Origin of the sequence: Streptomyces sp. Tu 2975 (assembly GCF_009832925.1) — a bacterium.
Classification (GTDB): Bacteria; Actinomycetota; Actinomycetes; order Streptomycetales; family Streptomycetaceae; genus Streptomyces.
The window spans coordinates 2,439,109-2,459,812 of the sequence record NZ_CP047140.1 but is presented as its reverse complement, the minus strand read 5'-3'; the positions used below and the strand labels follow the sequence as shown (position 1 = coordinate 2,459,812).

The following is a 20,704-nucleotide window of genomic DNA, read 5'->3' as shown; positions in this document are numbered from 1 at the left end:
CAAGACTTGAAGCTAATGTGACTCTGCGTGGTCACTCACTGATTTGGATCAGGGTCTTGACTTCGAAACTTGAAGGAATAGTCTCTGCAACGTTGCTTTTACCTTCAAGTGGTGCGCGCCCCAAACCTGTGCCCCACTTGTAGGGCTCGCCCCCCACGTCCGGCGGTGCTGCCGGACGGCCACAGGAGTACACGTGACCAGCATTGAGCAGCCGCCATCGGCATCAGGGGCCCGCTCGGCCCACCCCGACCACCTCGGGCATGTCATCTTCATCACGGCCGCCGCCGCGATGGGCGGCTTCCTCTTCGGTTACGACAGCTCCGTCATCAACGGCGCCGTCGAGGCCATCCGGGACCGCTACGACATCGGTTCCGGCACCCTCGCCCAGGTGATCGCCGTCGCGCTGATCGGCTGTGCCGTCGGCGCCGCGACCGCCGGCCGTATCGCGGACCGCATCGGCCGTATCCGCTGTATGCAGATCGCCGCCGTGCTCTTCACCCTCAGCGCCGTGGGCTCCGCGCTCCCGTTCGCCCTCTGGGACCTCGCAATGTGGCGGGTCATCGGCGGCTTCGCGATCGGCATGGCGTCCGTCATCGGCCCGGCCTACATCGCCGAGGTATCGCCCGCCGCCTACCGCGGCCGGCTGGCCTCCTTCCAGCAGGCCGCGATCGTCATCGGCATCGCGGTCTCGCAGCTGGTGAACTACGGCATCCTTCAGATCGCCGACGGCGATCAGCGCGGAGAGATCGCCGGCATCGAGGCCTGGCAGTGGATGCTCGGCGTCATGGTCGTCCCTGCGGTGCTGTACGGGCTCCTCTCCTTCGCGATCCCGGAGTCGCCGCGCTTCCTCATCTCGGTCGGCAAGGTCGGCCGGGCGAAGGAGGTCCTCGCCGAGGTCGAGGGCAAGGGTGTCGACCTGGATGCCCGGGTCGGCGAGATCGAGCTCGCCATGCGCCGGGAGCACAAGTCCTCCTTCAAGGACCTGCTCGGCAGCCGCTTCGGCTTCCTGCCCATCGTCTGGGTCGGCATCGGTCTGTCGGTCTTCCAGCAGCTGGTCGGCATCAACGTCGCGTTCTACTACTCGGCCACCCTGTGGCAGTCGGTGGGCGTCGACCCGTCCAGCTCCTTCCTCTACTCGTTCACCACGTCGATCATCAACATCATCGGCACCGTGATCGCGATGGTGCTGGTGGACCGGATCGGCCGCCGGCCGCTCGCGCTCATCGGCTCCACCGGTATGGCGATCGCGCTGGCCCTCGAGGCCTGGGCCTTCTCCGCCGACCTCGTCGACGGCAAGCTGCCGGAGACCCAGGGCGTCGTGGCCCTGATCGCAGCCCACGTCTTCGTGCTCTTCTTCGCGCTGTCGTGGGGTGTCGTCGTCTGGGTCTTCCTCGGTGAGATGTTCCCGAACCGGATCCGCGCCGCCGCCCTCGGCGTCGCCGCCTCCGCGCAGTGGATCGCCAACTGGGCCATCACCGCCAGTTTCCCGAGCCTCGCGGACTGGAACCTCTCCGGCACCTACGTGATCTACACGGTCTTCGCCGTGCTCTCGATCCCCTTCGTACTGAGGTACGTCAAGGAGACGAAGGGCAAGGCGTTGGAGGAGATGGGCTAATCCCCGCTGCCCCTCTCCTCGTCACGGAAACTGCCCCGGCTCAGCGCGTGAGCCGGGGCAGTACGTGTTCGCACAGCAGCTGAAGGCTGCGCCATCCCTCGTCCACCGGCATCCCCCCGCACAGCGGATGCAGCACCAGGCTCTCCGCGTCCAGTGCCACGCACTCGTCAGGAGTCACGATCCGGTAGACGCCCTCGTCGCGCAGTTCCCCGACGGTCCCGGCCGCGGACCGCACCGCGGAACGGATGTCCGGCGACTGCCAGGACGCGTACGTCCGCGCCTCGTGCAGGAAGTGCTCGCCGTACAGCGCCCACGCGCGGTCGGGATCCTCCGACACGTGCAGCAGCGTCGTCTTCTCCGCGGGCATCATGCAGAAGCCGTCGGTCCCGTACTCGGCCCGCCGCTCCTCGTAGTACGCCTCGAGCTCCGGCAGGTGGGCGCTGGGGAAGAACGGGAGCCCGAAGCGGGCCGCCCGGCGCGCGGCGGCCCGGGAGGACCCGCCGACGATCAGCAGAGGATGCGGCCGGGTGTACGGGCGCGGGGTGACCCGCACGGTACGTCCCCGGTATACGAAGCTCTCGCCCGTCCAGGCGGCCAGCAGCGTCTCCAGCAGCTCGTCCTGGAGCTGTCCGCGCCGGCTCCAGTCGACACCGAGCTGTGCGTACTCCTCCGGCCGGTAGCCGATCCCCGCGACGGTCACCAGTCGGCCCAGGCCGATCAGGTCCAGCACGGCGAGGTCCTCGGCCATCCGCAGCGGCTCGTGCAGCGGGCCGATGACCGCGGACACGGTGACCGCGATGCGGCGGGTGGCGCCGAGGACGGCGCCGGCGAAGGCCAGCGGCGACGGCAGCCAGTTGTTCCCGGCACCGTGGTGCTCCTCGGTCTGGACCGTGTCGACGCCGCGGTCGTCGGCGTACACGGCCATCTCCAGGGCGGCACGGTAGCGGGCCGCGAGGGTCTCGGGTGTCGCGGCCGGGTCGACCATGTTGAACCGGGCAACCGTGAAGGCCATGGGAAGTCCCCCTCCGCCGGATGTGGGAACGGCGAAGAGGGACGTTAGCTGACGTGGCGTCAGATGGACAGGGTCTCCGCCTCGGTTTCGAGGGCCGCGGGTGCGGGGTGCGCCTGGGCCGTCGTCGTCGTGCGCGGCAGCACCGCGTACAGCCCCGCGGCCACCAGGATCGTCACCGCCCAGCCCAGGCCGTTCTCGCCGGCCCACGACGACGCGAGCGGACCGGCGAACCAGTCGACCCGGGTGAACAGCAGTCCCACCGCCAGCGCCGACGCCCACGACACCATCGCCTGCCAGGCGAAACCGCCGTGGTACCAGTAGGCGCTCGTGCGGGTGGTGTCCATCAGCGCCGCACCGTCGTACGTACGCCGCCGCAGCATGTCGACGCCGAAGACGCCGATCCACGCGGAGAAGGCCACCGCGAGCAGCGTCAGGAACGAGATGAAGGACCCGATGAAGCTGGTGGCGACCACCATCAGCAGGAAGCCGAAGACCAGGCTGATCACTGCGTTCACGCTCACCGCCCAGGTGCGGGGCACCTTCACGCCCAGGGTCTGGGCGGTGAAGCCGGCGGAGTACATCGACATGGAGTTGATCAGCAGCATGCCGACGAGGGCGATCAGCAGATACGGCACCGCCAGCCACATCGGCAGGATCTCGCCGATGAAGGCGACCGGATCCTGGGCGCTCGCCAGGTCCGGTGTGGACACCGCCATCACGGCGCCCATCAGCACCATCGGCAGCACGACGACGCCCGCGCCGCCGACGGTGGCGCCGACCATCGCCCGGTCCGAGGCCGTGCGCGGCAGGTAGCGCGTGAAGTCCGGACCCGACGGCACCCAGCTGATGCCGCCCGCCGCGATGGTGCCGATGCCCGCCACCATCATCGCCGTCGAGCCCGCCGGCTTGTCGAAGACGGCGGACCAGTCGGTGTTCGCGACCAGGTAGATCAGAACCAGCACGCTGAACGCGCCGAACAGGTACGTCGACCACTTGCTGCACACCTGGAGGGCGTTGATGCCGAGCCCCGAGACGAGGAAGGTGCAGGCGACGAAGAGCAGCAGGGTCGTGATGATCAGAGCCGTGCTGCTCCGGATCCCGAAGAGCAGGTCCAGCACGGTGAGCACGGCATAGGCGCCGGTGACCGCGTTGATCGTCTCCCAGCCCCAGCGGGCGACCCAGATCAGCGAGCCGGGGAAGAGGTTCCCGCGCTGCCCGAAGACCGCGCGGGACAGTGCCATGCCGGGTGAACCCCCGCGCTTGCCCGCGACGGAGATCAGGCCCACGAGCCCGTACGAGAGGACGGGCGCGGCGACGGCGACGGTCAGCACCTGCCAGAAGTTCAGGCCGTTGAAGACGACCAGTCCCGCGCCCATCGTCAGCAACAGCACACTGATGTTGGCGGCGACCCAGGTGGGAAACAGCTCCCGGACGCGGCCGGTGCGCTCCGCGTCGGGGACGGGTTCGAGGCCGCGGGTCTCTATCGCGCCTTCGGACTCGGAGGCGTGGGGCATGGAAGTGGCTCCGTACGGGGTGGGGGACGCCGGTGGGGGCTGCCGGAGAAACCGGAAGCCACCAGCATCGTACGAACACCTCATAAGGTCCAAATGGGTGAGCCCGCCTTTGTGCGATCCTCCGGCCCCTTCTGTGTGCGCGGCCGTGGCCGATACTGGACGGGTTATGGAAATCGTCATCCTTGCCGTAGTCATCGCCCTGGTCGCGATCGGCGCGATCAGCGGCCTCGTGGTCAGCAGCCGCAAGAAGAAGCAGCTGCCGCCGCAGGCGCCGCCGGCCGCGCCGACCATCACTGCTCCGCCCGCCGAACCGCATGTCGGCGACGAGGCGGAGACGCCGCGGGAGGAACCCCGCCGCACCATCGAGGAGGTCGACCTTCCGACGGCCGATGAGGCCGTCGAAACCCCCGTCGCCGTCGAGGACCCGGTCGTCGCCGAGGCGCCCGCGCCCGCCGTCGAGATCCCGGAACCGACCGCCGGCCGGCTCGTCCGGCTCCGCGCCCGTCTCGCCCGTTCGCAGAACTCGCTCGGCAAGGGGCTCCTCACGCTCCTCTCGCGCGAGCACCTCGACGAGGACACGTGGGAGGAGATCGAGGACACGCTCCTCACCGCCGACGTCGGCGTGGCCCCCACCCAGGAGCTCGTCGAGCGGCTGCGTGAGCGGGTGAGGGTGCTCGGCACCCGGACGCCCGAGCAGCTGCGCACCCTGCTGCGCGAGGAGCTGCTGCACCTCGTGGGCACCGACTTCGACCGTGCGGTCAAGACCGAGAGCGGCCTCGAAACGCCCGCCGTCGTCATGGTCGTGGGGGTGAACGGCACCGGTAAGACCACCACCACCGGCAAGCTCGCCCGCGTTCTCGTCGCGGACGGCCGTTCGGTCGTGCTGGGCGCCGCGGACACCTTCCGTGCCGCGGCCGCCGATCAGCTGCAGACCTGGGGCGAGCGCGTCGGCGCCCGCACCGTGCGGGGGCCGGAGGCCGGCGACCCGGCCTCGGTCGCCTTCGACTCGGTGAAGGAGGGCATCGCCGAGGGCGCGGACGTCGTCCTCATCGACACCGCCGGCCGGCTGCACACCAAGACGGGCCTGATGGACGAGCTCGGCAAGGTGAAGCGGGTCGTGGAGAAGCACGGCCCGCTGGACGAGGTCCTGCTCGTCCTCGATGCCACCACCGGTCAGAACGGTCTGGTGCAGGCGCGGGTCTTCGCCGAGGTCGTGGACATCACCGGCATCGTGCTGACCAAGCTGGACGGCACCGCCAAGGGCGGCATCGTCGTCGCCGTCCAGCGCGAGCTGGGCGTGCCCGTCAAGCTCGTGGGTCTGGGCGAGGGTCCGGACGATCTCGCCCCGTTCGAGCCCGAGGCGTTCGTCGACGCCCTGATCGGCGACTGAGCGCACCTTCCGCGCGTACGAGAGCGCCCGGCCGTCAGGGGACGGCCGGGCGCTCTCGTACGCGGTTCAGGGCCGGCTGCGGTGGCAGATGTACGCCAGGGTGCCGAGCAGCAGCCGGGCCTCCGGCGGGGCCGCCGCCGTGTCCAGGGACGGGGGCCGCAGCCAGCGGACGGGGCCCAGCCCGCCGTGGTCGGACGGCGGAGCGGTGATGTGGTCGCCGGGGCCGAGGCAGCGCAGGTCCAGGTCGGCGTCGTCCCAGCCCATCCGGTACAGCAGCCGGGGCAGCTCGGCCGCGGCGCCCGGAGCCACGAAGAACTGGCAGCGGCCGTCCGGCGTGACCGTGACCGGACCGAGCGGCAGGCCCATGCGCTCCATGCGCACCAGGGCGCGGCGGCCCGCCGGTGCGGCGACGTCCAGGATGTCGAAGCTCCGGCCCACCGGCAGCAGCAGCGATGCCCCGGGCACATCCGCCCAGGCCTTGCCGGCCTCGTCGAGCGTGGCGCCGGCCGGGACCTCGAGCGCGAAGTCGAGGGGATGCGCTCCCGGCGCCTCGCACTCCGCCCTGCCGCAGGAGCACTTGCCGGACGCGGCCCGTGCGCCGGGGACCACCGCCCAGCCCCACAGTCCGGTGTACTCGGCCACCGCTGTGGCCTCTGTCGCGCGCCCGCGGCGCCGGGAGCCGACCCGGATCTGACTGATCCCTCGGGTGCCGCCGATCGTGAAGCCCATGCCCCCTCCAACGGGTCCTGCTCGCCGGTGGTTACGACTTGAAGTCCCCCTGTGACTCTCCGTCATCCCTTGTCGGGTGTCGGCGGGGTGCGGTGGTGCGCGGGGGAGTGTGGAACGTGGCACGCGCCTGCACGCGCAACGCTCCATCTGTTGCTGATTGCCGCCTGTCAAGTGAATCGCGCCTGGCGGCAAGTGGGTTCACTCGGAGGGGTGGCGAATGGTGGCGATTCTGCAATCCCACTCGCTGGAGGCGTGATCGTAGGATTACCGTCGGTACATCGACCTGCAATTGCAGTCCGCTTCCGGGTATGCCGGGGGCAACCCGTCTCTCTGTTCGACGGGTGCAAGCCGGTCACAGGAGGCCGCAACAGGCGGCATTCTGGTACGGGTTCGGGCGATGAGCTTCGACGGATGGGGGCATTCCAGTGAGCGGCAGCGGCGCAGACGGTACGAACACCGGCAAGCGCCCCAACGAACAGCTGAACTCCTGGTTCATGCGCAGCGGCTGGTCGAAGGGCGAGCTGGCGCGCCAAGTGAACCGCAGGGCGCGGCAGATGGGCGCACACCACATCAGCACGGACACCTCCCGGGTGCGCCGCTGGCTGGACGGCGAACAGCCGCGCGAGCCGATCCCCCGGATCCTGTCCGAGCTCTTCTCCGAGCGCTTCGGCAGCGTCGTCGCCGTCGAGGACCTCGGCCTGCGCTCCGCCCACCAGGCACCCTCCGTGTCCGGCGTCGACCTGCCCTGGGCCGGTGACCAGACCGTCGCCCTGCTCAGCGAGTTCTCCAGAAGCGACCTGATGCTCGCGCGCCGCGGCTTCCTCGGCACCTCGCTCTCGCTCGCCGCGGGGTCCGCCCTCGTCGAGCCCATGCAGCGCTGGCTCGTCCCCACCCCGGCCGTGGAGGCCACGGAGGAGGCGCCCGCCACGACACGCAGGGGCGGCCGGCTGTCGGGGCCGGAGCTCGACCTGCTCGAGGCCACCACCGCGATGTTCCGCCAGTGGGACGCCCAGTGCGGCGGCGGTCTGCGCAGGAAGGCCGTCGTCGGCCAGCTCCACGAGGTCACCGACCTGCTTCAGGAGCCGCAGCCCCCCGCCACCCTGCGGCGCCTTTTCAAGTGCGCCGCCGAACTGGCCGAGCTGGCCGGATGGATGAGCTACGACGTGGGCCTTCAGCCCACCGCGCAGAAGTACTTCGTCCTCGCCCTGCATGCCTCAAAGGAAGCCGGTGACAAGCCGCTCGGCTCGTACGTGCTTTCCTCCATGAGCCGGCAGATGATCCACCTCGGCCGGCCGGACGACGCCCTCGAACTCATCCACCTCGCCCAGTACGGCAGTCGCGACTGCGCCACCGCGCGCACCCAGGCCATGCTGTATGCGATGGAGGCCCGCGCCTACGCCAACATGGGCCAGCCCAGCAAGTGCCGGAGGGCCGTGCGGATGGCGGAGGAAACCTTCGCCGACATCGGCTTCGACACCGAGCCCGAGCCCGACTGGATCCGCTTCTTCTCCGAGGCCGAGCTCAACGGCGAGAACGCCCACTCCTACCGCGACCTCGCCTATGTGGCGGGCCGCAGCCCCACCTACGCGTCGCTCGCCGAGCCGATCATGGAGCGTGCCGTGGAGCTCTTCCGGCAGGACGACGAGCACCAGCGGTCGTACGCACTCAACCTGGTCGGGATGGCCACGGTCCACCTCCTCAAGAGGGAGCCGGAACAAGCCACCGCCCTGGCCGGCGAGGCGCTCACGGTCGCCAAGCGGGTCCGCTCCGAGCGGGTCAACACCCGGCTGCGCAAGACCGTCGACACGGCGGCCAGGGACTTCGGCGACGTCGCGGAAGTCGTCCAGTTCACCGACCTGCTCACCGCCCAGCTGCCCGAGACCGCCGAAGCGGTCTGACCGGCGGCACCTCAGACCCCGGCCGCGACACCCACCCCGAACTGCCCGACTCGGCTCCCCCGTGCCAAGTCATCCGGGTGAGTGTCGCGGCCGGTTTCCGATGTGCGCAGAGGATACTCTCGGTGACCGCGGACGATCAGCCTGTTCATGACGGCGTAACACGCCGGACCTCTTCGTCACGGCCGCGAAACATCGAGCGGCATCTGCGGAAACGGCGCTGCGCCAACCTCATGGCGCAAAGGGGCTGTCCGGCCCGCCCCTCCACCGCACTGGCTCCGCCCGCACGCGGCCGCACGACGACGAGGAGACGCCGATGCCCCCAGGCATCTCGACCCTTGCCGCAGACGCTCCCGAGCTGTCTGCCGCCAACACAGGGTTCATGCTCATCTGTTCCGCCCTGGTGATGCTCATGACCCCGGGACTGGCCTTCTTCTACGGAGGCATGGTCCGGGTCAAGAGCACCCTGAACATGCTGATGATGAGCTTCATCAGCCTCGGGATCGTCACCATCCTCTGGGTGCTGTACGGCTTCAGCCTTGCCTTCGGCACCGACTCCGGCTCGATCATCGGCTGGAGCTCCGACTACGTCGGTCTCAGCGGAATCGGCATCACCGAGCTGTGGGACGGCTACACCATCCCGGTGTACGTCTTCGCCGTCTTCCAGCTGATGTTCGCGATCATCACACCGGCCCTGATCAGCGGCGCCCTCGCGGACCGCGTCAAGTTCACCGCCTGGGCCCTGTTCATCACCCTGTGGGCCACGGTCGTCTACTTCCCGGTCGCGCACTGGGTCTGGGGCGCGGGCGGCTGGCTCTTCGAGATGGGCGTCATCGACTTCGCGGGCGGCACGGCCGTCCACATCAACGCCGGTGCCGCGGCCCTCGGCGTGATCCTCGTCATCGGCAAGCGCGTCGGCTTCAAGAAGGACCCGATGCGCCCGCACAGCCTCCCGCTGGTCATGCTCGGCGCCGGTCTCCTGTGGTTCGGCTGGTTCGGCTTCAACGCCGGCTCGTGGCTCGGCAACGACGACGGCGTCGGCGCGGTGATGTTCGTCAACACCCAGGTCGCCACCGCTGCCGCCATGCTCGCCTGGCTCGCGTACGAGAAGATCCGCCACGGCGCCTTCACCACCCTCGGCGCCGCGTCCGGCGCGGTCGCCGGCCTCGTCGCGATCACCCCGTCCGGCGGCGCCGTCTCCCCGCTCGGCGCGATCGCCGTCGGCGCCATCGCCGGTCTGCTGTGCGCCATGGCCGTCGGTCTGAAGTTCAAGTTCGGCTACGACGACTCCCTGGACGTCGTCGGCGTCCACCTCGTCGGCGGTGTCGTCGGATCCCTGCTGGTCGGCCTCTTCGCCACCGGCGGCGTCCAGTCCGAGGTCAAGGGCCTCTTCTACGGCGGCGGGCTCGACCAGCTCGGCAAGCAGGCCATCGGTGTCTTCGCGGTGCTCGCCTACTCCCTGGTCGTCTCCGCGATCCTCGCCTTCGTCCTCGACAAGACGATCGGCATGCGGGTGGACGAGGACGTCGAGGTCTCCGGCATCGACCAGGTCGAGCACGCCGAGACCGCGTACGACTTCAGCGGCGCCGGCGGCGGAACGGGCTCCCGCAAGGCCGTACCCCCCGCTGTGGACGCTGTGGCAGGCGCTGGACAGAACAAGAAGGTGGACGCATGAAGCTCATCACCGCAGTCGTGAAGCCCCACCGGCTGGACGAGATCAAGGAGGCCCTCCAGGCCTTCGGCGTCCAGGGCCTCACGGTCACGGAGGCCAGCGGCTACGGCCGGCAGCGCGGCCACACCGAGGTCTACCGCGGCGCGGAGTACACCGTCGACCTCGTCCCCAAGATCCGCATCGAGGTGCTGGTCGAGGACGACGACGCCGAACAGCTCGTGGACGTGATCGTCAAGGCCGCCCGCACCGGGAAGATCGGCGACGGCAAGGTCTGGAGCGTCCCGGTCGACACGGCGGTCCGGGTCCGGACCGGCGAGCGCGGCCCCGACGCCCTCTGAGAGCGAACACGGACAAGGGAGCTGCTGGGTGAGCCTGGACGTGACGGACGAAACGGAAGACGGACCCAGCGGCTATGCGGCGGCCCGGCTGCTCCTTCTCACGGAGAAGGAGCGGTCCGGGCCGCCGCGCCGTGCGGCCCTGGCGAAGCTGACCGACGAATGGCTGTCCGCCCTCTTCGCCGCCGCGGCGCTGGAACAGGGCGTCCGGGGCGCGGCGCTCGTCGCCGTCGGCGGCTACGGCCGCGGCGAACTATCCCCGCGCAGTGACCTCGACCTCCTGCTGCTCCACGACGGCAGCGCGTCCCCCGCGGCCGTCGCCGCGATCGCCGACCGGATCTGGTACCCGGTCTGGGACCTCGGCCTCGCCCTCGACCACTCCGTCCGCACACCCGCGGAGGCCCGGAAGACCGCGGGTGAGGACCTCAAGGTGCAGCTCGGCCTGCTCGACGCCCGGCCCGTCGCCGGTGACCTCGGGCTGGTCGCGTCCCTGCGTACCGCCGTGCTCGCCGACTGGCGCAACCAGGCACCGCGGCGGCTGCCCGAACTCGACGAACTCTGTCGCGAGCGTGCCGCCCGTCAGGGCGAGCTCCAGTACCTCCTCGAGCCCGACCTCAAGGAGGCCAGAGGCGGACTGAGGGACGTCACAGCGCTCCGCGCGGTGGCCGCCTCATGGCTCGCCGACGCACCCCGTGAAGGGCTCGCGGAAGCCCGCCGGGTCCTCCTGGACGTCCGCGACGCGCTGCACCTCACCACCGGACGCGCAACCGACCGGCTCGCCCTCCAGGAACAGGACCAGGTCGCGGCCGAGCTCGGTCTCCTCGACGCCGACGCCCTGCTGCGCCAGGTGTACGAGGCCGCGCGGACGGTCTCGTACGCCACCGACGTCACGTGGCGGGAGGTCAGCCGGGTCCTGCGCTCCCGCGCCGTGCGGCCGAGGCTGCGGGCCATGCTGGGCGGGCGGCCTTCGCAGCCCGAGCGCACCCCGCTGGCCGAGGGCGTCGTCGAACTCGACGGCGAAGTGGTCCTCGCCCGTACCGCACGCCCGGAGCGCGACCCGGTCCTCCCGCTCCGCGCCGCCGCCGCCGCTGCCCAGTCCGGCCTGCCGATCTCCCGGCACGCGGTCCGGCGCCTCGGTCAGGCGATGACGGCCGGTCCGCTGCCCGTGCCCTGGCCCGCGGAGGCACGCGAGGAGCTGGTCACGCTGCTCGGCGCGGGGGAGCCGACCGTCCCCGTCTGGGAGGCCCTCGAGGCCGAGGGGCTGATCACCCGGCTCGTCCCCGACTGGGAACGCGTCCGCTGCCGGCCCCAGCGCAACGCAGTGCACACCTGGACCGTCGACCGGCATCTCGTCGAGACGGCGGTCAAGGCGTCGGAGCTGACCCGGCACGTCGGCCGCCCGGACCTGCTGCTCGTCGCCGCGCTGCTGCACGACATCGGCAAGGGCTGGCCGGGCGACCACTCGGTCGCCGGCGAGACCATCGCCCGCGACGTGGCCACCCGGATCGGGTTCGACCGGGCGGACGTCGGCGTCGTCGCCACCCTCGTCCGCCACCACCTGCTGCTCATCGAGACGGCGACCAGGCGCGACCTCGACGACCCGGCGACGGTCGCCTCCGTGGCCACCGTCGTCGGCTCGGCCGGAACCCTGGAGCTGCTGCACGCGCTCACCGAGGCGGACGCCCTCGCCACCGGCCCGGCGGCCTGGTCCTCCTGGCGCGGCTCCCTCGTGGCCGATCTGGTCGGGCGGGTGGCTGCGGTCCTCGCCGGCGACACCCCGGCCGAGCCGGACCAGGCGGCCCCCAGCGCCGAACAGGAACGCCTGGCGATCGAGGCCCTGCGCACCGGCGAACCCGTCCTCGCCCTGCACGCCCAACCGGAGGCCCCGGCCGAGGACGGCGGCCCGGAACCCGTCGGCGTCGAACTGCTCATCGCGCTGCCCGACCAGCCGGGCGTGCTGCCCGCGGTCGCCGGGGTCCTCGCGCTGCACCGGCTCACCGTCCGTGCCGCGGACCTCAGGGCGATCGACCTGCCCAGCGAAGTGGGGGACGGGGCCGTCCTGGTCCTGAACTGGCGGGTCGCCGCCGAGTACGGCTCCCTGCCGCAGGCGTCCCGGCTCCGCGCCGACCTCGTGCGGGCCCTGGACGGCTCACTGGACATCCGCGGCCGCCTCGCGGAGCGGGAGGCGGCCTATCCCCGGCGGCGTGGCGTCAAGGCGCCGCCGCCTCGGGTGACGGTGGCCGCGGCCGGATCGCGCCTCGCCACGGTCATCGAGGTCCGCGCCCACGACGCCCCTGGCCTGCTGCACAGGATCGGGCGGGCCCTGGAGGGGGCGGCGGTACGGGTCCGCAGCGCCCATGTCTCGACGCTCGGCGCGAACGCCGTGGACACGTTGTACGTGACGGACGAGGCGGGCTCTCCGCTCGGCGACGCGGAGGCGGCGGCCCTGGCGAAGAGCGTGGAGGAGGCACTGCGGTGAGGGGTGACGGGCGGCCCGGCCGCTCGTTGACCAGGCGTGTTCCCCGCCCCGGCAAGGGATGCCCCGGCGGAGCTCATAGGGATCCTCGAAGCCGGGACCTCCTCCCCGCCCCTGCGGGGATCGCCCTCCGTCCGCCGTTACGGCGGGCGGGGGCATGAATGTTCCGACGCCCGATACCCTTGGGGCGACCACCAGGCCCCGACCCGAGGAATCGCGACCACCGTGTTCGATACGCTTTCCGACCGCCTCAGCGCGACTTTCAAGAACCTCAGGGGCAAGGGACGCCTGTCCGAGGCTGACATCGACGGCGCGGCCCGGGAAATCCGTATCGCCCTGCTCGAGGCCGACGTGGCGCTCCCGGTCGTCCGGGAGTTCATCAAGCAGGTCAAGGCCCGCTCCCTCGGAGCCGAGGTCTCCAAGGCTCTGAACCCGAGCCAGCAGGTCATCAAGATCGTCAACGAAGAACTGGTGACGATCCTCGGCGGCGAGACCCGCCGTCTGCGGTTCGCCAAGACGGCGCCGACCGTGATCATGCTCGCCGGTCTCCAGGGTGCCGGTAAGACCACCCTCGCCGGAAAGCTCGGTCTCTGGCTCAAGGCCCAGGGACACTCGCCCCTGCTCGTCGCCTGTGACCTCCAGCGTCCCAACGCCGTCAACCAGCTCTCGGTCGTCGCGGACCGCGCCGGTGTCGCCGTCTACGCGCCCGAGCCGGGCAACGGCGTCGGCGACCCGGTCCAGGTCGCGAAGGACTCGATCGAGCACGCGCGGACCCGTCAGTACGACGTCGTCATCGTCGACACCGCCGGCCGTCTCGGTATCGACCAGGAGCTGATGCAGCAGGCCGCGGACATCCGCGACGCCGTCAGCCCCGACGAGATCCTCTTCGTCGTCGACGCCATGATCGGTCAGGACGCCGTCAACACCGCGGAGGCCTTCCGCGACGGCGTCGGCTTCGACGGCGTGGTCCTGTCGAAGCTGGACGGTGACGCCCGAGGCGGTGCCGCGCTCTCCGTCGCGCACGTCACCGGCAAGCAGATCATGTTCGCCTCCAACGGCGAGAAGCTGGACGACTTCGACGCGTTCCACCCGGACCGCATGGCGTCCCGCATCCTCGGCATGGGCGACATGCTCTCCCTGATCGAGAAGGCGGAGCAGACCTTCAGCCAGGAAGAGGCCGCCAAGATGGCCTCCAAGCTGGCGAGCAGCAAGGGCAAGGAGTTCACGCTCGACGACTTCCTGGCCCAGATGGAGCAGGTCCGCAAGATGGGCTCCATCTCGAAGCTGCTCGGCATGCTGCCCGGCATGGCGCAGATGAAGGACCAGATCAACAACATCGACGAGCGTGACGTGGACCGTACGGCCGCGATCATCAAGTCGATGACCCCGGGTGAGCGCCAGGACCCGACGATCATCAACGGCTCCCGGCGCGCGCGTATCGCCAAGGGCTCCGGTGTCGAGGTCAGCGCGGTCAAGGGCCTGGTGGAGCGGTTCTTCGAGGCGCGCAAGATGATGTCGCGGATGGCTCAGGGCGGAGGCATGCCCGGGATGCCCGGGATGCCCGGCATGGGTGGCGGCCCAGGCCGGCAGAAGAAGCAGCAGAAGCAGGCCAAGGGCAAGCGCAAGAGCGGCAACCCGATGAAGCGCAAGGCCGAGGAGCAGGCCGCCGCGGAGCGGCGCGAGCAGGCGGCGGCGCAGGGCGGCGCCTTCGGGCTGCCGGCCGGTGAGCCGGGCAAGGACTTCGAGCTGCCCGACGAGTTCAAGAAGTTCATGGGCTGATCCACTGCCCCGGGACAGCCGAGGGGCCCGCGACCGACACGGTCGCGGGCCCCTCGGCGTACGCGCGTCAGGGCGTCCGGGCGATCAGATAACGGAACACGTTGGGCATCCAGACCGTCCCGTCCGGCCGCCGGTGGTCGTGGAGTGCCTCCGCGATCTCCTTCCCGACCTGTGCCTGGTCGGTCTCGCGCACGGCCGCGTCGTAGAGGCCGGTCGACATCAGGCCCCGCACCGCGCTGTCCACGTCCGCGTAACCGAACGGGCAGGCCACCCGGCCCGAGCCGTCCGGGTTCAGGCCCGCACGCGCGGCGATGTCCTCCAGGGCGTCGCGGTGGGCGGAACGCCGGCGCTCCCCGGCCACCCTCAGCACCCCGGACGTGGCGCACCGCTCCGGCGGACCCCAACCGGTGAGTACCACGAGGCTCCTGCGCTCCGTGAGACCGGCCGCGTCCTTGAGCGCCTGTTCCAGGTCCTCCGCGTCGCCCGTGCTGCACCCGATCGGCTGAAAAGCGGTGATGAGGTTGTAGCCGGGGCGGGCGGGACCCGCGTCGCCCGGTCCGCCGTCGACCAGCCTGGCCGTAGGACTGCCGTCCATCCGTTCCCGGGCGAGGGCGAGACGGTCGCTGTCGGTGTCGACGCCCGTCACCGTGGCACCGCGGGTCCTGGCGATCAGCAGGGCGAGGCCGGAGCCGCACCCCAGGGCCAGCAGCCGTGAACCGGCGCCCACCTCGAGGCGTTCGTAGACCGCTTCGTAGAGCGGCACGAGCATGCGTTCCTGGATCTCGGCCCAGTCCCGGGCCCGTGTACCGGCTTCCGCAGAGGTCGCCGACGCCTTGTGGGGTCGGTGCTGGACGAGCGTAGGTGTCATCGAAAGCGCCCCAATCCGCCGAGAGGTCGGTAATACCCTGAAGGTCAGCCCCCGTGTGCGTACGATCCGCGCTTCCCCGTATGCCAGAGAACTGCGCGGGCGTCCCCACGTCCAGGGGTTGTGCGGCACTGCTTGCGCCCCGAGGCGTGCACCTCGGGCAACCTGGCCGATTCACGTGTAGGTCCCGTGTCGCCGTACGATGCCCGCCATGGCAAAGGCACCCGTTCTCACGCCCCAGTCGGAAGACTTCCCGCGCTGGTACCAGGACCTGATCAACAAGGCCGAACTGGCGGACAACGGCCCGGTGCGCGGCACCATGGTCATCCGACCGTACGGCTACGGCCTGTGGGAGCGGATGCAGCAGGAGATGGACGCCCGCATCAAGGCCGCGGGCGCTCAGAACGCCTACTTCCCGCTCTTCATCCCCCAGTCTTACCTGACTCGCGAGGCTGAGCACGTCGAGGGCTTCGCGCCCGAACTCGCGGTGGTCACGCACGGCGGGGGCAAGGAGCTCGAGGAGCCGGTCGTGGTGCGCCCCACGTCGGAGACGATCATCAACGACTACTTCTCCAAATGGGTGCAGAGCTACCGGGATCTGCCGCTGCTGATCAACCAGTGGGCCAACGTGGTCCGTTGGGAGATGCGCCCCCGGGTCTTCCTGCGGACGACCGAGTTCCTCTGGCAGGAGGGGCACACCGCCCACGCCACCTACGAGGACGCCAGGGACTACGCCGCCCACATCCACCGCGACGTCTACGCGGATTTCATGGTCAACGTCCTCGGCATCGACGTGGTGCTCGGCCGTAAGACGCCCAGGGAGCGGTTCGCCGGAGCCATCAACACCCTCACCCTGGAAGGGATGATGGGCGACGGCAAGGCCCTCCAGATGGGTACGAGCCATGAGCTCGGCACCAACTTCGCCAAGGCGTTCAACACCCAGTACCTGTCGAAGGAGGGTTCGCAGGAACTGGTCTGGCAGACCTCCTGGGGCACCTCCACCCGCATGGTGGGCGGACTGATCATGTCCCACGGTGACGACAACGGCCTGCGCGTCCCGCCGCGGCTCGCTGCCGTCCAGGTCGTCGTCATGGCCATCAAGGGCGACGAGGCTGTCGCCAAGGTGCGCGAGATCGGCCGGCAGCTCTCGGCCGCCGGCCTGCGGGTCCAGGTCGACGACCGGGTGGACACCCCCTTCGGCCGCCGTGCCGTCGACTGGGAGCTCAAGGGCGTGCCGGTGCGGATCGAGATCGGGCCGAGGGACCTCGAAGCGGGCACCGCGATGCTGGCCCGTCGCATCCCGGGGGGCAAGGAGCCGGTGGGCCTCGACTCGCTCGCCGCCCTGCTGCCGAAGATCCTGGAGGACGACCAGGCGCTGCTGCTCGAGCAGTCCCGGTCGCGCCGTGAGTCGCGCACGAGTGACGTCAGCACCATCGAGGAGGCCGCGGAAGCGGCGGCCGCCGGCGGATGGGCCCGCATTCCGTGGGCGACGCTGGGGCAGGAGGGCGAGGCCACGCTGGCGGAGCAGGCGGTCTCGGTGCGCTGCCTCGTGGCCGAGGACGGGTCGGTGCCCGAGGCGGACGACGCACCCGGTACTGTCGCGATCGTGGCCCGGGCGTACTGATTGCCCCGCCCCCGCAGGAGCACGTCGCTACGTACCACCTTGGTGGGAGCTGTGGAGATCCTCCGCAGATCGACGCACCCGCCCTCGTCGGGATGCATCAACGGCAACTGAGAGCAACTGACTGGTACGTGCAAATTATTTGGGATGGCCCGGAATGGAACCCGCAGGCGGTCCGGCTCGTTATCACGACGTGAGCACGACACCACCTGTTCTCGCCGCAGAGCTGGCACAGGCGTGGGCCGACATTCAGCGGCACCACCCCGAGCTGCCGGATCTTGCCGCGCCCGAATCCCTGATCGGAGAGTCCTCGTCCGCCTGCGGCGCCGAGCTCTCCTTCGAGCGACTGCTTCACGAAGCGGTCCACGGCATCGCCGCCGCGCGAGGTGTCCGTGACACCTCGCGCGCCGGCCGCTACCACAACCGCCGATTCCTGGCCATTGCCGAGGAGATGGGCCTCGACCACGTGGACGAGCCGCACCCCAGCAGCGGCTTCTCGCTGGTCGCGCTCAACCCCGAGGCCAAGCGGCGGTACCGTCCCACGATCGAACGGCTGCAGCGCGCCCTCAAGGCGCACACCGTCGCCACGGCCTCCGACACCAAGCGCACCTTCCGCGGACCTGCCGCACGGCACGGTTCCTCGGGCGGCGGCGTGCGGGTCAAGGCCGTCTGCGACTGCGGCCGCAACGTCAGAGTCGTCCCGTCCGTCCTTGCGCAGGCGCCGATCGTCTGCGGGGGGTGCGGCAAGCCCTTCCGTATCCCGGAGGCAGTGGGCGCGGCCAGCTGATCGTCCGCGCCCGCGGGGGCGGACTGCCGATGCTCGTCGGACGGTGGGCCGTGCGCCGACGGGACCGCCGGGACGCCCGGGCGGGTGAACAGCCCTCGCCGGCATGTGGCACAATGGCTAGCTGTACTCGACAGCCGCACAGGAACCCTCTCGCCTCCGGCTGACGCGTCCATCGGGCACCCGAGTACCGCAACCCCACGTGGCATCTCATGTGCCCAACCACGTCAAGACCAGGAGACACCACTCCCGTGGCAGTCAAGATCAAGCTGAAGCGTCTCGGCAAGATTCGCCAGCCCCACTACCGCATCGTCGTCGCCGACTCCCGTACCCGCCGTGACGGCCGGGCCATCGAGGAGATCGGGCTGTACCACCCGACGTACAACCCCTCGCGCATCGAGGTCGACTCCGAGCGTGCCCAGTACTGGCTGTCCGTCGGCGCCCAGCCGACCGAGCCGGTTCTGGCCATCCTGAAGCTCACCGGTGACTGGCAGAAGGTCAAGGGTCTGCCGGCCCCGAGAAGCCGCTGCTGGCCCCGGCGACGAAGGAAGACAAGCGCGCCTCCTTCGACGCCTTCGCCAAGGCCATCGAGGGCGACGACGCCAAGGGTGAGGCCATCACCCCGAAGGCGAAGAAGGCCGACAAGAAGGCGGACGAGGCCGAGGCCGCGCCCGCCGAGTCCACCGAGGCCTGAGGATGCTCGAGGAGGCTCTCGAGCACCTCGTGAAGGGCATCGTCGACAACCCGGACGATGTGCAGGTGGCTTCCCGCAACCTGCGCCGCGGGCGTGTGCTCGAGGTCCGGGTCCACCCCGACGACCTCGGTAAGGTGATCGGCCGCAACGGCCGCACCGCGCGCGCCCTGCGCACCGTCGTGGGCGCCATCGGCGGCCGTGGCATCCGCGTCGACCTCGTCGACGTGGACCAGGTCAGCTGAACAGTTGAACACCGGCTCGGGCCGGGGAGGGCTCCGGCTCTTCCCGGCCCTTGTCGTGTCGTTGTCCGCAGACCGCGACAACCGATAATCGAGTAACCGAGGAACCACGGCGGCAAGCGACCACCCCGCGAGAGCGGCGGCGGTCCGGCCGCAAAGAGGGGTGAGCGTGCAGCTGGTAGTCGGACGGATCGGCCGGGCCCACGGCATCAAGGGCGAGGTCACCGTCGAGGTGCGCACGGACGAGCCGGAACTGCGGCTCGGACCGGGCGCCGTGCTGGCCACGGACCCGGCGACCGCCGGACCGCTGACCATCGAGACCGGCAGGGTGCACAGCGGCCGGCTGCTGCTGCGCTTCGAGGGCGTGAAGGACCGCAACGCCGCGGAGGCGCTGCGCAACACGCTGCTGATCGCCGAGGTGGACCCGGAGGAGCTCCCCGAGGAGCCCGACGAGTACTACGACCACCAGCTGATGGACCTGGACGTGGTGCTCGAGGACGGCACGGAGATCGGCCGGATCACCGAGATCAGCCATCTGCCCTCGCAGGACCTGTTCATCGTCGAACGGCCCGACGGCAGCGAGGTGATGATCCCGTTCGTCCAGGAGATCGTCGCCGAGATCGACCTGGAGGAGCAGCGGGCGGTGATCACCCCGCCGCGTGGGCTGATCGACGACGGCGAGGCCGAGGTCGCCTCCGCGCGTGACGCCGCGGAGGACGGGTCCTGATGCGGCTCGACGTCGTCACGATCTTTCCCGAGTACCTCGAACCGCTGAACGTCTCCCTGGTCGGCAAGGCCCGCGCCCGCGGGCAGCTCGGCGTCCACGTCCATGATCTGCGCGACTGGACGTACGACCGGCACAACACCGTCGACGACACCCCGTACGGCGGTGGCCCCGGCATGGTCATGAAGACCGAGCCCTGGGGCGACGCCCTCGACGACATCGTGGCGAGCGGCTACGAGGCGGGCGCCCACGACCCCGTGCTCGTGGTGCCCACTCCGAGCGGCCGGCCGTTCACGCAGGAGGTCGCCGTCGAGCTCTCCGAACGTCCGTGGCTGATCTTCACCCCCGCGCGGTACGAGGGCATCGACCGTCGGGTCATCGACGAGTACGCGACCCGGATGCCGGTCCACGAGGTATCCATCGGCGACTACGTGCTGGCCGGCGGTGAGGCGGCCGTGCTGGTGATCACCGAGGCCGTCGCCCGGCTGCTTCCCGGCGTCCTCGGCAACGCCGAATCCCACCGGGACGACTCCTTCGCGCCCGGCGCGATGGCGAACCTGCTCGAGGGCCCCGTCTACACCAAGCCCCCGACCTGGCGCGGACGCGCGATTCCCGACGTGCTGGTCAGCGGCCACCACGGGAAGATCGCACGCTGGCGGCGGGACCAGGCGCTCTGCCGAACGGCCCGCAACAGGCCCGACCTGATCGAGCGTTGCGACCCCGCGGCGTTCGACAAGAAGGACCGCGAGACCCTCTCCATCCTCGGCTGGGCACCCGAGCCCGGCGGCCGATTTTGGCGCAGACCCGAGGCCGTGGAAGAATAAGCCGCTGCTGTACGTCCGGCCGGCGCCCCTGCCACAGGGGGAACGACGCCCGCCCGACCCGGCACCCCGGATCTCATACCGATATTCCGCTGATGACCTGTGGCATCGGCGAGGAAGCAGACCAACATGGCTCACCTGCTCGACAGCGTCAACTCGGCTTCGCTGCGCAGCGACGTCCCGGCCTTCCGTCCCGGTGACACCGTGAACGTCCACGTTCGCGTCATCGAGGGCAACCGCTCCCGTATCCAGCAGTTCAAGGGCGTCGTCATCCGCCGCCAGGGCGCGGGCGTGAGCGAGACCTTCACGGTCCGCAAGGTCTCCTTCTCCGTCGGCGTCGAGCGCACCTTCCCGGTGCACAGCCCGATCTTCGAGAAGATCGAGCTCGTCACCCGCGGTGACGTCCGTCGCGCCAAGCTGTACTACCTCCGTGAGCTGCGCGGCAAGGCCGCGAAGATCAAGGAGAAGCGCGACAACTGAGCCTGAGCTCACAGCCGCGACGACGCTTCGGTTCAACCGGTCACAGGGCGGCCGGATAG

Annotated in this window: 17 protein-coding genes and 1 pseudogene; 14 read left to right on the top strand and 4 right to left on the bottom strand. The window is 70.4% G+C overall.

The window, feature by feature from the left end; all coding sequences use genetic code 11:
* Positions 1–202: 202 nt before the first annotated feature.
* Positions 203–1,615, top strand: coding sequence for a sugar porter family MFS transporter (locus GLX30_RS10690; RefSeq protein ID WP_159694971.1), 1,413 nt, complete (start codon positions 203–205; stop codon positions 1,613–1,615).
* 40 nt (positions 1,616–1,655) lie between these two features.
* Here GLX30_RS10690 and GLX30_RS10685 read toward each other — a convergent pair whose 3' ends face one another.
* Entirely contained in the window at positions 1,656–2,627 is a 972-nt protein-coding gene (locus GLX30_RS10685; protein WP_159686569.1) for an LLM class flavin-dependent oxidoreductase, read from the bottom strand.
* Between the two features lie 59 nt (positions 2,628–2,686).
* The gene (locus tag GLX30_RS10680) at positions 2,687–4,141 is read right to left on the bottom strand and encodes a cytosine permease (RefSeq protein WP_159686564.1); all 1,455 of its coding nucleotides are present in this window, start codon (positions 4,139–4,141) and stop codon (positions 2,687–2,689) included.
* 166 nt (positions 4,142–4,307) lie between these two features.
* On the opposite strand from GLX30_RS10680, the gene ftsY reads away from it, so the two are divergent.
* Positions 4,308–5,531, top strand: coding sequence for a signal recognition particle-docking protein FtsY (ftsY, locus tag GLX30_RS10675; protein WP_159686559.1), 1,224 nt, complete (start codon positions 4,308–4,310; stop codon positions 5,529–5,531).
* 66 nt (positions 5,532–5,597) lie between these two features.
* Here the strand turns inward: ftsY and GLX30_RS10670 are convergent, their stop codons facing one another.
* The gene (locus GLX30_RS10670) at positions 5,598–6,260 is read right to left on the bottom strand and encodes a bifunctional DNA primase/polymerase (protein ID WP_159686555.1); all 663 of its coding nucleotides are present in this window, start codon (positions 6,258–6,260) and stop codon (positions 5,598–5,600) included.
* 425 nt (positions 6,261–6,685) lie between these two features.
* On the opposite strand from GLX30_RS10670, the gene GLX30_RS10665 reads away from it, so the two are divergent.
* The 5 genes from GLX30_RS10665 (at position 6,686) to ffh (ending at position 14,417) form a co-directional block, all read left to right on the top strand.
* On the top strand, positions 6,686–8,158 hold the full coding sequence (locus GLX30_RS10665; protein WP_159686550.1) for a hypothetical protein: 1,473 nt from the start codon (positions 6,686–6,688) through the stop codon (positions 8,156–8,158).
* Between the two features lie 313 nt (positions 8,159–8,471).
* Entirely contained in the window at positions 8,472–9,830 is a 1,359-nt protein-coding gene (locus GLX30_RS10660) for an ammonium transporter (RefSeq protein WP_159686545.1), read from the top strand.
* The gene (locus GLX30_RS10655) at positions 9,827–10,165 is read left to right on the top strand and encodes a P-II family nitrogen regulator (protein WP_005311372.1); all 339 of its coding nucleotides are present in this window, start codon (positions 9,827–9,829) and stop codon (positions 10,163–10,165) included. The genes GLX30_RS10660 and GLX30_RS10655 overlap by 4 nt, the downstream gene beginning before the upstream one ends.
* A 28-nt stretch (positions 10,166–10,193) precedes the next feature.
* Positions 10,194–12,641, top strand: a complete 2,448-nt coding sequence (locus GLX30_RS10650; RefSeq protein WP_244258100.1) for a [protein-PII] uridylyltransferase — start codon at positions 10,194–10,196, stop codon at positions 12,639–12,641.
* A 222-nt stretch (positions 12,642–12,863) separates the two neighbouring features.
* The gene (gene ffh, locus GLX30_RS10645; protein WP_159686542.1) at positions 12,864–14,417 is read left to right on the top strand and encodes a signal recognition particle protein; all 1,554 of its coding nucleotides are present in this window, start codon (positions 12,864–12,866) and stop codon (positions 14,415–14,417) included.
* Between the two features lie 67 nt (positions 14,418–14,484).
* On the opposite strand, the gene GLX30_RS10640 is transcribed toward ffh, so the two are convergent.
* Positions 14,485–15,285, bottom strand: a complete 801-nt coding sequence (locus tag GLX30_RS10640; RefSeq protein WP_159686539.1) for a methyltransferase domain-containing protein — start codon at positions 15,283–15,285, stop codon at positions 14,485–14,487.
* Positions 15,286–15,493: 208 nt separating this feature from the next.
* Here GLX30_RS10640 and proS point away from each other — a divergent pair, with 208 nt between their 5' ends.
* The 7 genes and pseudogenes from proS to rplS all read left to right on the top strand — a co-directional run bounded on the left by proS (position 15,494) and on the right by rplS (position 20,645).
* Positions 15,494–16,906 (top strand): proline--tRNA ligase, encoded by a 1,413-nt coding sequence (proS, locus tag GLX30_RS10635; RefSeq protein ID WP_159686536.1) that lies wholly within the window; start codon positions 15,494–15,496, stop codon positions 16,904–16,906.
* A 190-nt stretch (positions 16,907–17,096) separates the two neighbouring features.
* A complete protein-coding gene (locus GLX30_RS10630) occupies positions 17,097–17,690 on the top strand; it encodes a hypothetical protein (RefSeq protein WP_037773654.1) in 594 nt (197 codons plus the stop codon).
* 248 nt (positions 17,691–17,938) lie between these two features.
* Positions 17,939–18,381, top strand: a pseudogene (gene rpsP / locus GLX30_RS10625) (30S ribosomal protein S16).
* 2 nt (positions 18,382–18,383) lie between these two features.
* Positions 18,384–18,623, top strand: coding sequence for an RNA-binding protein (locus tag GLX30_RS10620; protein ID WP_003958958.1), 240 nt, complete (start codon positions 18,384–18,386; stop codon positions 18,621–18,623).
* 166 nt (positions 18,624–18,789) lie between these two features.
* Positions 18,790–19,347 (top strand): ribosome maturation factor RimM, encoded by a 558-nt coding sequence (gene rimM / locus GLX30_RS10615; RefSeq protein WP_159686529.1) that lies wholly within the window; start codon positions 18,790–18,792, stop codon positions 19,345–19,347.
* Entirely contained in the window at positions 19,347–20,168 is an 822-nt protein-coding gene (trmD, locus tag GLX30_RS10610; RefSeq protein WP_159686524.1) for a tRNA (guanosine(37)-N1)-methyltransferase TrmD, read from the top strand. The genes rimM and trmD overlap by 1 nt, the downstream gene beginning before the upstream one ends.
* A 126-nt stretch (positions 20,169–20,294) precedes the next feature.
* A complete protein-coding gene (gene rplS / locus GLX30_RS10605) occupies positions 20,295–20,645 on the top strand; it encodes a 50S ribosomal protein L19 (protein WP_159686518.1) in 351 nt (116 codons plus the stop codon).
* Positions 20,646–20,704: the final 59 nt, after the last annotated feature.